General features: G+C 42.5%; 16 protein-coding genes. All 16 read right to left on the bottom strand.

The window, feature by feature from the left end:
- Positions 1 to 121 precede the first annotated feature (121 nt).
- The 16 genes from rpsB to fliQ all read right to left on the bottom strand — a co-directional run bounded on the left by rpsB (position 122) and on the right by fliQ (position 14249).
- Positions 122 to 829, bottom strand: coding sequence for a 30S ribosomal protein S2 (gene rpsB / locus GRQ40_RS06825; RefSeq protein WP_044746114.1), 708 nt, complete (start codon positions 827 to 829; stop codon positions 122 to 124).
- Between the two features lie 155 nt (positions 830 to 984).
- The gene (locus GRQ40_RS06820) at positions 985 to 1485 is read right to left on the bottom strand and encodes a hypothetical protein (RefSeq protein WP_044746115.1); all 501 of its coding nucleotides are present in this window, start codon (positions 1483 to 1485) and stop codon (positions 985 to 987) included.
- Positions 1486 to 1494: 9 nt separating this feature from the next.
- Positions 1495 to 1755, bottom strand: a complete 261-nt coding sequence (locus GRQ40_RS06815; protein WP_159719608.1) for a hypothetical protein — start codon at positions 1753 to 1755, stop codon at positions 1495 to 1497.
- 366 nt (positions 1756 to 2121) lie between these two features.
- Entirely contained in the window at positions 2122 to 2886 is a 765-nt protein-coding gene (locus tag GRQ40_RS06810) for a FliA/WhiG family RNA polymerase sigma factor (protein WP_044746117.1), read from the bottom strand.
- Positions 2887 to 2933: 47 nt separating this feature from the next.
- Positions 2934 to 3254 (bottom strand): hypothetical protein, encoded by a 321-nt coding sequence (locus GRQ40_RS06805; RefSeq protein ID WP_159719607.1) that lies wholly within the window; start codon positions 3252 to 3254, stop codon positions 2934 to 2936.
- Entirely contained in the window at positions 3255 to 3755 is a 501-nt protein-coding gene (locus GRQ40_RS06800) for a chemotaxis protein CheD (RefSeq protein WP_044746119.1), read from the bottom strand.
- Positions 3752 to 4384: a chemotaxis protein CheC gene (locus GRQ40_RS06795; protein WP_044746120.1), complete on the bottom strand. Its 633-nt coding sequence runs from the start codon at positions 4382 to 4384 to the stop codon at positions 3752 to 3754. The genes GRQ40_RS06800 and GRQ40_RS06795 overlap by 4 nt, the downstream gene beginning before the upstream one ends.
- 23 nt (positions 4385 to 4407) lie before the next feature.
- Positions 4408 to 4863 (bottom strand): chemotaxis protein CheW, encoded by a 456-nt coding sequence (locus GRQ40_RS06790; protein ID WP_044746121.1) that lies wholly within the window; start codon positions 4861 to 4863, stop codon positions 4408 to 4410.
- Positions 4864 to 4908: 45 nt separating this feature from the next.
- Positions 4909 to 6945, bottom strand: a complete 2037-nt coding sequence (locus tag GRQ40_RS06785; RefSeq protein WP_066147265.1) for a chemotaxis protein CheA — start codon at positions 6943 to 6945, stop codon at positions 4909 to 4911.
- 4 nt (positions 6946 to 6949) lie between these two features.
- Positions 6950 to 8035 carry a protein-glutamate methylesterase/protein-glutamine glutaminase gene (locus GRQ40_RS06780; protein ID WP_044746123.1) on the bottom strand — a complete coding sequence of 362 codons (1086 nt, stop codon included), beginning with the start codon at positions 8033 to 8035 and terminating at the stop codon, positions 6950 to 6952.
- A gap of 7 nt (positions 8036 to 8042) precedes the next feature.
- Positions 8043 to 8912: a MinD/ParA family protein gene (locus tag GRQ40_RS06775; RefSeq protein WP_159719606.1), complete on the bottom strand. Its 870-nt coding sequence runs from the start codon at positions 8910 to 8912 to the stop codon at positions 8043 to 8045.
- Positions 8909 to 10045, bottom strand: coding sequence for a flagellar biosynthesis GTPase FlhF (gene flhF, locus GRQ40_RS06770; protein ID WP_159719605.1), 1137 nt, complete (start codon positions 10043 to 10045; stop codon positions 8909 to 8911). Before flhF ends, GRQ40_RS06775 begins: the two co-directional genes overlap by 4 nt.
- Positions 10042 to 12081 carry a flagellar biosynthesis protein FlhA gene (gene flhA, locus GRQ40_RS06765; RefSeq protein ID WP_159719604.1) on the bottom strand — a complete coding sequence of 680 codons (2040 nt, stop codon included), beginning with the start codon at positions 12079 to 12081 and terminating at the stop codon, positions 10042 to 10044. The genes flhF and flhA overlap by 4 nt, the downstream gene beginning before the upstream one ends.
- A 36-nt stretch (positions 12082 to 12117) precedes the next feature.
- Positions 12118 to 13200 (bottom strand): flagellar biosynthesis protein FlhB, encoded by a 1083-nt coding sequence (gene flhB / locus GRQ40_RS06760; RefSeq protein ID WP_159719603.1) that lies wholly within the window; start codon positions 13198 to 13200, stop codon positions 12118 to 12120.
- Positions 13201 to 13974 (bottom strand): flagellar biosynthetic protein FliR, encoded by a 774-nt coding sequence (gene fliR / locus GRQ40_RS06755; protein ID WP_159719602.1) that lies wholly within the window; start codon positions 13972 to 13974, stop codon positions 13201 to 13203.
- A gap of 5 nt (positions 13975 to 13979) precedes the next feature.
- The gene (fliQ, locus tag GRQ40_RS06750) at positions 13980 to 14249 is read right to left on the bottom strand and encodes a flagellar biosynthesis protein FliQ (protein WP_044746129.1); all 270 of its coding nucleotides are present in this window, start codon (positions 14247 to 14249) and stop codon (positions 13980 to 13982) included.
- Positions 14250 to 14270: the final 21 nt, after the last annotated feature.

Raw genomic sequence — 14270 nt, 5'->3', positions numbered from 1 at the left:
CAAATTTTGTTTGCTCCCGCCCTTTTTAGTATAGCCAAACAAGGGAGAATTTCTGTCTCAAAAAAAGGTGATAAAAGGCACTTCCCCTCTTATCACCTTTCCAAACTTTTTTGAAGCCTGTTTATTCAGCGGCTACAACAGCTTCTTCGCCTTGTTTTGCTTCTAAAATAGCATCTGCAATTTTTGCTGTGAGAAGTTTTACGGCACGGATCGCATCGTCGTTTGCCGGAATGACATAGTCAATTTCATCTGGATCGCAGTTTGTATCAACAATACCAACGATTGGGATATTTAATTTGCGCGCTTCCGCAACCGCGATGCGCTCTTTGCGAGGATCGATAACAAATAACGCATCTGGAAGCTGCTTCATTTCTTTAATACCGCCTAAAAATTTCTCTAAACGCTCTAGCTCTTTTTTCAAGCCAATCACTTCTTTTTTAGGCAATACATCAAATGTTCCGTCTTCTGCCATTTTTTCAATCTCTTTCAAGCGTTTAATCCGTTTTTGAATGGTTTCAAAGTTCGTTAATGTACCGCCTAACCAGCGCTGATTTACATAGAACATACCAGAACGTTCTGCTTCTTCTTTAACAGAGTCCTGTGCTTGCTTCTTTGTACCTACAAAAAGAACTTTTCCGCCATTTGCTGCTAATTCTCTAACAAAGTTGTAAGCTTCCTCAACTTTTTTTACTGTTTTTTGCAAATCGATAATATAAATGCCGTTGCGCTCAGTGAAGATATATTTTTTCATTTTAGGGTTCCAACGGCGCGTTTGATGTCCAAAATGAACACCTGCTTCAAGCAATTGTTTCATTGAAATCACTGACATTGATCTTTTCCTCCTGTAAATGGTTTCTTTCCTCCGCCTATTTCATCCTTAAGCAAGACTGAGACATCAGCACCATTGCTTAAATCCATAAGCGTGTGTATTCACACCATGTAAAAATATATCACAATTAAAAACGACAATCAAGCTGTATTTCGCTACATTTGCCGAAATTTGAGCAGCAGTTCAATTTCTGTTTTTCCTTTATTTAACAATTTTGCGATTTCTTCAATCGTTTTTCCTTCTTTTTGCAGCTGTTCTGCCTGTTCTGCAATAGAGGAAGGAGGGGATGGAACTTCCTTTTGCTGCTGGTTCGTTTCGCTGATTTCTATTCTGTCTTTGATAGTGTCAACCTGCTCCATCGGCGGCAGCCACTCATCATCCTTTACTGGAGCAGAATGCTGTTTAGGAGCAGGCGATGGCTTCGTTTGCACACTGTCGCGGCTTCTCATCCTTTGCGACAACGCTTGCAAAAAGCGTTCATTTTCCTCTTTCCATTCCAACAAATAAGCTGAAATCGTCTCTTCCATCTCTTGAATAAGCTGTGATTGCTTTTTTTCAACCTCTTTTACCTTTGACAGCTGCAAATACAATAAAATGATGATAAAAAGAGAGAGAGCATGCAAGGCAAAGCTTACAGTCAATAAAAATGCGATCATTGAATTCTTCTACCCCATTAAATCGATATTTTTCCCTTTATATGGATGAACTTGTTTATGCTGTATCCCATGCTTTTCCTTTTCCCAACGGGCGCTTTGGGTGGTCTGTTTGCTTGTCACCTGCCGTTTCGCGCGTTCTTGCCGCTTCTGCATAGCTGCTGCTACTTGCGCTTGAGCAAGCCCAGATTGCTGCTGAAGCAGTTCTTGGATCTTTCCGATTTCGTTCATTCTTGGAAGTGCTACTTGCAATTCTACTAATTTCAAACTCATGCTTTCACTTCCTTTGCACAGACCGATTTTCTGGCATCATTAGCAATGAACCTTGTCTGTTTTTGAAGACGTTTGTCAGTCTGGGGAAACTCAGACGAAAGAAAGAGCAATCATATAAAGAGGAAACCGCTATCGAAAGGCTCGTCTCTGCTATGATCTAACCAAATCGTCCTGTATTCCCTCCACACATCCTTATGGCAAACTGCTTTCATTCCTTATTTTTGTCACCGCCAACAAACAGACAGCTTGTCGGTTTGACCTTATCTATATTGGTTCAAGCACGCTAAATTGCCCGAAAACCCATCTGCATGTTTTAGATGATGAAAACAGCTTTCACCAACGGCTCCCAACTGGCTGATGAGTTCATTATAACACTTGTGTTAATATTTTTCGCAGTTTAAAAATCGCTTTTGAATGTATTTGTGAAATCCGCGATGTCGATAATCCCATAATTTGCCCAATTTCGGTCAAGGTTAACTCCTCTTTATAAAACAAGCTGATCACAAGCTGTTCTTTTTCGTTTAGCTGCTTAATAACAGCAGCAAGCTGCTCATACATTTCTTGTCTTAGAACCGCCTCTTCGGGCGACGACGTTTTTTCATCACGCAGCGTTAGCGGGCTGTTTTCTTCTTCTTCGTTTTCCTTCGACCAATCATCAAGAGATAAAATATTAGCAAAAAACCCCTCATTCATGACTGAACATACTTCTTCTTCAGTCATGCCTAGTTCATCTGCGACTTCTTTGGCAGTCACTGTCCGCATATGCCGCTGCTCCATTTTCGCAATGGCGGCTTCAATTTTTTTCGCCTTTTCTCTTGTGCTGCGAGGGAGCCAGTCTTCCTTCCGCAATCCGTCTAAAATGGCGCCGCGAATTCGAAACGAAGCATACGTATCAAATTTTAAGTCGCGAGAAGGATCAAATCTTTCAAGCGCGTCGTAAAGCCCCATTAATCCAAAGCTGATTAAATCTTGTTTGTTTACAGTTTTGGGCAATGATACAGCAATTCGTTGTACTTGATAATACACAAGCGGCATGTATCTTTGTACAAGCTCATCTCCCGCTTGTGGATCACGCTTATCAATCCAATTGTCCCAATAATTTTGCTCCTTGCGCGCTGAGGCGTTTGTCATGATACTCCTCCCCGTTCATCCTGAAACTGCTTGATGGCATATGTTCATTAACCGTCTTTTTCGTCATGGAGCATATGCCGAATGTAAGCGGCAACCTGCTGTGCTTCTTCTTTTGTAAGTCCTTCCGTTAATGGTTGCAGCTCGTTGGCATCCAGCGAATGTGAAGGCTTTTTCTTTGCTTGGACCGATTCTCTACTAATATAGGCAAACATCCATTGAAACACATAGCCGCTCACAAAGAAGGCGATAAAAGAGAGCGCGCTGCGTAAAAGCGTCGTAGCTATTGTATGGGCAGGAAACGATAAGAAAAACACCAACATAAATCCAGCTGTTCCGAATAATACCCGACCCGTCAATGCACGAACCATCTATATTTCTTTTACTCCTTGGTTAACTGTGCGAATAAATAAAAGACCTGTTTGCGGATTAAATTCAATCGTTCTTCCGCTGTTTCCTCCCACATCTTCGGCCACGATCGGAATATGGAAGCGTTGCAGCTGCTGCTTGACCGCTTCAACATTTCTTGGTCCAATCCTCATCATGTCCGTATTGGCTGAATGAAACTGAAACATTTGTGCTCCGCCAGCCATTTTCGCTTTAAGGGCGCTTTTTCTGCCGCCCGCTTTTACAACAAGCGATATAAGCGCTTCTATTGCCGTATCTGCGTATTTGGCTACATTTAGGCTTTCCGACCTTGCCAGCGATGAACTAGGCAGCATCACATGCGCCAATCCAGCAACTCCTTTCATCAAATCAAAAACGACAACACCAACGCAAGACCCTAATCCAGATGTACGAATAAGATAAGGCACCTGAACGACATTCATATCAGCAATCCCTACTTTTATGACGTTCACAATTTCATTCATGACAGTTCGACACCTAGTGAACGAAAAATAGGGGTAAATGAATCAGGATCAGGAAGAAGAAAGAAATGGCCATTCACGCTATCTTGCGGCTGGTGTTCTTCATGAACGGCTGTATCAATCACGATTGCATAATCGCCAACCCGTGACAGCTCCAGCAGCCCGTATTGCAAAATCGCTCCGATCATATCAATGGTCAGTGCCGGCACTGACGGATACAGCTTTAAATGGGTGAAATCAGCTAAAGCAGAAAGATACGACCCTGCTAATATATTTCCTAATTCTTGCAAAGCAGATAGGCCAAGATCGGACTGTGGCGAGGCAAACGAAAATTGGTGATCACCCGTCATTTGCTTTATAAATTGTTCCGCTTGCGGCAACGATAAAACAAAAAACATATTTCCCGGCGCTTCGCCTTCAATTCTTAGAAAAACAGCAGCTACAACCTGTTCCGCTCCCCCGACTAAGTCCATCATTTCATCAAATGAGACAACCTGAACATTCGGCACCTTCATTTCAATTTTTTTATTTAACAGCTTGGAGAGTGCCGTAGCTGCATTTCCAGCGCCAATATTGCCTATTTCTCGCAAAATATCCATATGATCCGCATTCAAGCGATTGACATTTGACATGGTTAAACGTCCCCTCTATCTATTTACGCTAAAACTGATTTTTCGGCATCCAGTACTTTTTCTAAGTTTAATAAAATTAATAATCTCTTGCCAACCTTCGCCACTCCGTTAATATAATCAGCTTCTATGGCTTCAATTACTTCTGGAGGGGGCTCGATGCTCTTGACTGGTATATCCAACACATCGTTTGCAGCATCCACGATCAGACCGACCTCAATTTCGCCAAGCGCAACGATAATCACTCGGGTCTGCTCATTAAACGATTGTGATTCAATACCAAACCGCTCTCGCAAATCAATAATCGGAGTCACAACCCCACGTAAATTAATCACTCCTTTTACAAACTTAGGAGTTCTTGGAACGCGAGTAATATGCTGAACTTTTTCAATCGAACGAACCTGCTGTACAGGAATTGCGTATTCTTCATCCTTCAATTGAAAAACAATCACTTTTAATTCCGTTTCCCGAACTTCCACCATTTTCTCCATTCCTCCTTAGGACCATGCGGCATCTCTATAACAGGTCTATTTGATCAATGCATTGCAATCAATAATTAATGCAACCTGTCCATCTCCCAAGATGGTAGCGCCTGAAATGGCAAACACGGATGTTAAATAATTGCCAAGCGACTTTAAAACGACCTCTTGCTGACCGATAAATGAATCCACCACAAGACCTGCCATTTTTTCTCCTTTGCGCACAATAACGACGGAAAGAAAATCCTCTTCTTCTTTCACAGCAGGCACTTCAAACACATCTTTTAAGAATAAGAGCGGGACAACTTTTCCGCGGAAATCAATCACCTTTTGATGATGCGCATGCAAAACATCTTCTTTTTTAATAATCGCTGTTTCAATAATCGAAGAAAGCGGAATCGCATATTTTTCATGCTGAATTTCTACCAGCATGACAGAAATAATCGATAATGTTAAAGGCAGTTGAATGGAGAAAATCGAGCCGCTGCCTTCTTCGGAATCAATGGTTACAGATCCGCCAAGCGATTCGATTGTGTTTTTAACAACATCAAGACCGACGCCGCGTCCTGAAATATCGGAAATTTTATCCGCCGTGGAAAAGCCAGATGCAAAGATAAGCTCACATATTTGTTTATCTGTTAAATTGGCGACATTTTGCTTAGAAATAACTCCCTTATTGATCGCCTTTTGCAATACTTTTTCGCGATTGATGCCAGCTCCATCATCCTCAATTTCAATAAACACATGATTTCCGCTATGATACGCTTTCAGCTTCACGGTGCCTTCCTCCGGCTTGCCTTTGGCACGGCGCACCTCTGGCATTTCGATGCCATGATCAATCGCATTGCGCAGCAAATGGACAAGCGGATCGCCAATTTCATCAATAACGGTGCGGTCTAATTCTGTTTCCGCTCCGATAATCTCCAAGTTGATTTTTTTACCTAAATCGCGCGCCAATTGCCGAACCATGCGCGGGAAACGATTGAAGACCGTTTCGACCGGAACCATGCGCATATTCAAAATAATATTTTGTAAATCGCTTGAAATGCGCGACATTCTTTCTACTGTTTCGTGGAGCTCTGGGTGGTTCAGTTCACGAGAAATTTGCTCCAATCTCCCTCTGTCAATGACTAGCTCTTCGAATAAATTCATGAGAATATCCAAGCGCTCAATGTTGACTCGGATCGTTTTATTGGCCGCCGCCTGCTTATGCGCTGTTTCCTTTTCTTTTTGCTCCGTTTTTTCAACAGTCACAGCCACCTCTTCTGATTCCTGTGCGGCTACCACTTCTGTCTCTTTAGGAACCGCCTCCTGAGCCGACTTGAATTGATCGACATCAATCGCATGAACAACTACTTCTTCTATCTCAGACACTTTCATAATCCGCTCATAGATTTGCTCTGTCGGTTCCTTCGTAACAACCGTAACGATAAATTCTTGGTCAAACTGCTCTTCCTCTAGCTGCTCGACAGGAGGATTCGATTTGATAACTTCTCCCGCTTGATTGAGCACTTCAAATACCATGAACACGCGCGCCGCCTTTAGCAAACAATCCGCGCGCAATTTGACGCGAATTTCATATGCATAAAATCCTTGTTCTTTCGATTGCTGAAGAATGTTGTATTCAAATTCTCCATAGGTTTGAACGAGAGCTGGAGCGGTATTCACAGCTTCCTGTTTTGTTTCAGAAGCAAAGGATGGCACTTCCCCTTTTTCAATTTGTTTGAGCTGCTGTACAACTTCATGGACATCCCGCTTTCCATCCCCTCCTTCCGCAATGGAATTCACCATTGCCTCTAAATCATCAACAGCTGAAAAAACAACATCAAGCAAATCTGCTGTCACGACAATCTTATGGTTGCGAATTCCATCAAGCACATTTTCCATTTGGTGGGTTAAATTCGCTAAATCTTCAAACCCCATTGTTGCCGACATTCCCTTAAGAGTATGGGCAGAACGGAAAATTTCATTGACAATTGAAAGATCTTCCGGATTTTTTTCCAGCTCTAATAGCTGTTCATTAATCGTTTGCAAATGCTCTTTGCTTTCATCGATAAAAATCTCTAAATATTGACTCATATCCATGGCTCTACACCCCTTGCCTGCCTACATATTTCATAATGGTTTCGGCAATTTCTTCTAACGGAACAACATCGTCGACTAAACGGGTGGAAATAGCAGATTTAGGCATCCCAAACACCACTGCTGTATCCTCTGATTCAGCAATCGCTTTTGTATGTCCAACGGCTTTCAATTGCTTTAATCCTGCCGTTCCGTCAGACCCCATTCCTGTCATGATCACAGCAATTTTTTCATACTCACTTAACATGCTAACGGATTCAAATAACACATCAACCGAAGGACGGTGCCCATTTCTCGGTGGAGAATCATCAATATGAGCGACAAGTCCTTTGCCTGATGACACGACTGAAAAATGCGCACCACCTGGAGCAATATAGGCCACTCCTTGCTTGAGCACTTCCTGATGCTCCGCTTCTTTGACAGAGATGGCGCAAAGCGAGTTAAGCCGCTGAGCAAGCGATTTTGTAAATCCTTTTGGCATATGCTGAACAATGACAATCGGTGCCTCAATATGAGCTGGAAGTTGTGTCAGCACCTGCTGTAAGGCTCGCGGTCCCCCTGTCGATGTACCGATACAGATGATTTTTTTCCTATGATTTTGCGATGATGTCTTTATATCCATTTTACTATACGAACTTTGTTGGAAACTAGCGATTATTGGAATAATCTCTTGATTTTTCATTCCGTGCAAATTAGCACGGCTGGCGAGGATCACTTTTTCAATTATTTGCTCTTTTACTTTATAAAGATCGAGAGAGATATGGCCAGACGGCTTTGTAACAAAATCAACAGCACCGTAGTGCATAGCAGCAATCGTGCTTTCAGCTCCTTCTTTTGTCGTACTTGACAGCATGACAACAGGAAGCGGGTGATGTTTCATGATTTGCTGTAACGCCTCAAGTCCATTCATGATTGGCATTTCAACATCTAAAGTCACAACATCTGGTTTTAATGATTGAATTTTTTGAAGCGCATCTTGACCATTTCTCGCCACACCAACGACCTCTATTTGTGAATGTTCCGACAAAAAGTCCGCAATGACCTTTCTCATAAAGGCGGAGTCATCGACAACTAGTACCTTGATTTTCTCCATAAACTCTCTACCTTTCTAAAAAAAGTTGTCTAAGCTTGGCAAAAAAGCTTGCTGGGCGAGAAACGCTCGATTCGTCAGCCGTCTGGTCAGATAAATAACGATCTGTAAGCTCCACCATTGCACGGCTTATTTTGGTGGAAGGATCCAATAACAAAAAAGGGGTTTGTCTTGCTACCGCTTTAGAAACGATACGGTCTTCCGGCAACACTCCCAAGCCCGTCACCTCTCTCCTGAGAAAACGCTTCATCGCATTTTTTAGGCGTTGCAGTGTTTCTCGGCCTTCCTGGTCTGCCTGGGCACGATTAACAACTAAGTAAAACGGAATTTCTTTTTCTTGTAAATGAATATATTTCATGGCTGCATAAGCGTCAGTAATGGAAGTCGGCTCAGGTGTTGTAATGACAAAAATCTCATGAACCGCCATCAGCAGCTGTAAGCGATCCTCCGAAATCCCCGCCCCCATGTCAAAAATTAAATAATCGTACTGCTCGGAAACCAGCTGGAGCTGTTCTATAAAATAAGCTGTTTTCTCTTGATCCATTGTAAAAATTTTGGTTAAACCCGTTCCCCCAGCAATAAATGATAGATTGCCTGGTCCTTTTTTAATAAGCTCTTCAATCGAAACATGGCGTTCAAATAAATCAATAATCGTTGTGGAAGTGGATTGTCCAAGTAAAATATCAATATTCCCCATACCGATGTCCATATCGAACAACAGCACATGAAATCCACGCTTCGATAGAGTAAGAGCAAAATTTAATGAAAAGTTTGATTTTCCAACGCCGCCTTTTCCGCTCACTACAGCAATTGCTTTCATCGCTTTTTTTTGATTCATATGATTCAACAATCGGCGTAAGCTTTCTGCCTGATCTCTCATGATGACTCGACCCCAAGCAACATATTGACAATTTTTTCAGGCGATGCTTCAATAATGTCGTCTGGGACGTTTTGACCATTTGTCAAGTAGGCAGCCCCAATTTGATAATCTGTCATTAAATTATACATCGCCCCGTAGTGACTTGTTTCGTCCAGTTTTGTAAAAATAAAACGATGGATTTTAATAAGCGAAAATTGCTCGCAAATTTCTTTCATGTCCGTCCATTTTCCTGTTAGCGAGAGGACAAGATATGTTTCCATTTCTTCATCAAAATCCATCACCTCTTGCAAATCCTGGACGTATTGGCGATTTCTAAAATTACGCCCCGCTGTATCGATCAATACGAGATCATATGAAGCAAATTTATTTTTCGCCTCCCGAAAATCTTCCATGTTATAACAAACCTCAAGCGGCACGTTTAAAATTTTGGCATATGTTTTTAATTGATCGATCGCCGCAATACGATAGGTATCAGTCGTAATAAAGGCTACTTTCTTATGGTGCTTCAACACGCCATTGGCAGCGATCTTCGCTAATGTCGTTGTTTTCCCGACACCAGTCGGCCCCACTACATTTACATATTTCCGCTGAAAAGAGAGACCCCCGAATGATAGATGCTCAAGCTTGTTCTGTAGAATTTCCTTCACCCATATCATCGCTTGCTTTTTTGTAGCTGTTTCACGATGCAAATACCATTTTTCAACGGCTTCAGCCATGATCTCTTGCCGAAGCGCACTGGATAACTCCTGCTGAGCTAGCCTTTCATTTACTTCATTTAACGGCTGCGGATACACCGCGAAATGAGTGGTGACATTTGTTGATAACTGCCTCAGCATTTCCTTCATTTCATTTAGCTCATGCAGCAACGCGGCATCCTGAGTTTTTGTTTCCAGCGGTTTAAACGCTCCAGCGCTCAGTTGAACGTGCTTGTGCTTTTTTTCATTTCCAGCCAATCGGACTGGTTTCGGATCAACGGCTGCGATCACCTCGATGTTTTTTTTGGTAAAAAGCCCGAAAAATCCTCCCTTATGAACTACCTTCGAATTTAAAATGACGGCATCCTTCCCTAACTCTGCCCGAATCATTTTCATCGCTTCCGGCATTGATGGAGCAATAAATTTTTTGACCTTCATTCAATATCCACCACCCCAACACTTTGGACTTCTACATTTGCCTCTAATTCATTATAGGACAACACTGGAATATGGGGAAAATATCGCTCTGTCAATTGACGTACATACATTCGGACAGCAGGGGAACAAAGTAAGATTGGCGTCTGACTCGTAAAAGCGTGCTGTTCGAATTGAACTCCTATCGCTTCTATAATGGCTTGTGACAAAGATGGATCAAGCGATAAGTAATTTCCGTGTTCCGTTTGATGCACTCCTTCAGCAATGGCCTTTTCTACTTTTCCTGACACCGTAATGACTTTTAAAGGCTCTCCTTGTACGACATACTGGCTCGTAATTTGTCGTGCCAGCGCTTGACGCACATATTCCGTTAATAAATCGGCATCGCTTGTCATTCTCCCAAAATCAGCCAATGTTTCAAAAATCACAGGCAAATTGCGAATCGACACCTTTTCCCGCAGCAGCTTTGCTAATACTTTTTGTACATCTCCAACAGAAAGAGGAGTCGGTGTTACTTCCTCGACTAAAATAGGATACGATTCCTTTAGATGGTCGATAAGCTGCTTCGTTTCCTGTCTTCCAAGCAGCTCATGCGCATGTGCTTTCAACACCTCTGTTATATGAGTGGAAACAACAGACGGCGGATCAACAACCGTATAGCCAAACATCTCCGCTTGTTCTTTCATTTCCTCGGAAATCCATTTTGCTGGCAAACCAAATGCAGGTTCAATTGTATCAATCCCCTGCACAGAATCATCCTCGACCCCAGGGCTCATAGCCAAATAATGATCGAGCAACAGTTCGCCTTTAGCGACTTCATCGCCTTTTATTTTTAGACGATATTCATTCGGCTGCAGCTGGATATTATCACGAATCCGCACAACAGGGATGACAAGGCCGAGCTCTAATGCCAGTTGTCGTCGAATCATGACAATGCGGTCAAGCAAATCCCCCCCCTGGCTCGCATCGGCCAACGGAATGAGTGCATAGCCAAATTCGAATTCAATAGGATCAACACTTAATAAATTGACCACGCTTTCCGGACTCTTCATTTGATCGATTTCCACTTCTTCCGCTTGCTCTCCCATCGCCGCTTCTTGCTCCTTTTCCGCTTTTGTGGAGAAGCGATAGCCGCCAAGAGCGAGCAGGCCAGCAATAGGAATGGTTAACACATCGTTAATCGGAGTAAACAAGCCGAGTAAAAAAATCGTTCCAGCAGTCACATACAGCATTTTAGGAAAGGCAAATAGCTGCTTCATAACATCCGCGCCAAGATTGCTATCTGATGCTGCTCTTGTTACAACGATGCCGGTCGCAGTAGAAATAAGAAGGGCAGGAATCTGACTGACAATACCGTCTCCAACTGTTAGTAACGTATAGCGATGCGCTGCTTCTGATACATCTAACCCTTGCTGTACAACACCAACAACCATACCAAATAACATATTAATAATAACAATGATAATACCAGCGATCGCATCGCCCTTGACAAACTTGCTCGCTCCATCCATTGCTCCATAAAAATCGGCTTCTTGTGCTACCTTTTCGCGACGTTGACGCGCTTCTTGTTCAGAAATCATTCCGGCATTAAGATCGGCATCAATGCTCATTTGCTTTCCGGGCATGGCATCTAGAGTAAAGCGGGCTGCTACCTCTGAAACACGCTCTGCCCCCTTCGTAATCACGATGAACTGAATAATAATTAAAATTAAAAATACAACAAAGCCAACAACAACGTTTCCGCCAACGACAAACGTTCCGAATGTTTCAACAACACCGCCGGCCTCGCCTTTACTTAGAATCGAACGGGTCGTCGATACGTTTAATCCTAAACGAAATAGCGTAAGCAGCAGGAGCAACGACGGAAAAATAGAAAACTGCAGCGGCTCGAGCATATTCATTGAAGTAAGGAGGACGAGCAAAGCAAGAGAAATATTAATTATAATTAACAGGCTCAGAAGCCACGTTGGCAGCGGAATAATGAGCATAGCTACAATCAGGACAACCATTAATAATACAGACAAATCTCTTGCTGGCATAATCTTTCGCTCCTTGGATACTTAAATAACAATCTCTTAAATCTTCCGTTTTAAACGATATACATATGCTAATATTTCGGCAACAGCCTTAAAAAATGGTTCAGGAATCACATCGCCAATCTCCGTCTGACTATACAGCGCTCGAGCTAACGGCCGATTCTCTATGGTTACGACATCATGCTCTTTCGCTAGTTGTTTGATTTTCAGCGCAAGATGATCGACGCCCTTGGCAACGACAACGGGAGCATCCATTTTCCCATCCTCATATTTTAAGGCAACAGCATAATGGGTAGGATTGGTAATGACTACGTCCGCTTTTGGCACTTCTTGCATCATTCGCTTCATCGCCATTTCCCGTTGTTTTTGCTTTATTTTAGATTTAATAAGGGGGTCCCCTTCGGTCTTCTTAAATTCATCTTTCACTTCTTGCTTTGACATCCGAATGTTTTTTTCAAAGTCAAACCGCTGGTACAAATAATCCAAAAAGGCAAGAAACAAAAGAGCAGCCGATGCGTAAAGCCCCATGCGCACAGCCAAACTAGCTAACGAGCTTAATGTCGTTTCCAGCGATTTAGTGGTCAGCAGCAAAATTTGGTCAAGCTTCAACCATAAAACAAAAAAGGTCACAAAACCGACAATGGCGATTTTTAAAATGGATTTTAACAGCTCTACAATTGAGCGCAATGACAGCATTCGCTTAAAGCCTTGAATGGGGTCTAGCTTGCTCAGTTTCATTTGCAGCGGCTCTGCGGTAAATAAAAAGCCCACCTGCAAAAAATTCCCTAAAAAAGCTCCAGCCAACGCTACTAAAAAAATCGGCGCCATAATCCCAGCCAAATTTTTTAATATCGAAAAAAACAACTCTTGAATGGAGCTGACCGTCACATCTTCCAGCATATAGTGCTGAAGCGAATTACGAAAAAGACGCAAAAACGCTTCTTTGTACAATTCCCCTGAGAATAGCAGAATAACGAACACAAGCAACAGCACAATGGCCGTATTCACATCTGCACTCTTGGCTACTTGGCCTTTTTGCCGAACTTCTTGGCGCTTGCGAGGCGTCGCTTTCTCTGTTTTTTCCTCAGCAAAAAACTGCAAATCTAAGCGCAAGCTGCTCATTTACCTGCCCCCTACTAGCTTCATTAAGTCACGCATGGCAACAAACATAGCGTCAAACAAATGCTGGGCAGCGACAAACAAAGCGGTCATCGTGACCATTAACAGAAGAAAGCTCACAATGATCTTCACAGGCAATCCAACGACAAAAATATTAAGCTGAGGTACAGTTCTTGCCACAATTCCTAACGCAATATCCACTAAAAACAAGCAGCCAACGATAGGAGCCGACATTTGAAAAGCAATAATAAACATTTCACTGAATATTTTCAAAATGTACTCCGCGACGTTTCCTTGATCGAATGCAAATGTGTATTGAATCGGAATCCACTGGTAGCTATAAAACACACCATCTAGCAAAACATGATGGCCATTTAATGCTAGCAGCAACAACAGCGCAAAGGTGTACAAATATTGCCCGGTTAATGGGCTTTGCGCTCCTGTTTGCGGGTCAATAACGTTGGCAATGGCAAATCCCATTTGAAAATCGATCAAGCCACCTACAATTTGAATCGCCGACATCATCATATAAGCGGCCAAACCGATAAAAAGGCCAACGGCTACTTCCTTTAAAACAAGCAGTACATACATTTCATCTAGCGCAATCGGCTCTTTTTTCATTCCTAAGAACATTAGCCAGCTGATAAAGAAGGATAAGCCGATTTTATGCACATTAGGAATCGTTCGGTACGAAAATAGCGGCAATGTCGTAAAAAAAGCAGCCACACGGGCAAATATCAGTAAAAATAATGGAAAATAAGACAATACCTGATCCATATTTATCAGCCTATAAATCTTGTTAAATTATTAAAGATGTCATATGCATAGGAAACTAAACGTGACAGCATCCATGGTCCGAAAAAAACAAGACCGAGCAGCACCGCGACAATTTTGGGGACAAATGCAAGAGTCTGCTCTTGAATTTGCGTTGTTGCTTGGAAAATGCTGATGAAAAGTCCAACGGCAAGCGCAAGCAGCAAAAGCGGGCCACAAACCACTAAAATCATGTATACTCCTCGTTCAGCAAGTTGAATGACGACATTTGCATTCATATTCGCTCACCTACTTTATTT

This window comes from Anoxybacillus sp. PDR2 (assembly GCF_009834045.1).
Taxonomy (GTDB): Bacteria; Bacillota; Bacilli; order Bacillales; family Anoxybacillaceae; genus Anoxybacteroides; species Anoxybacteroides rupiense.
Note: the sequence above shows the minus strand (reverse complement) of the source record. Positions and strands in the feature narration are given on the sequence as shown.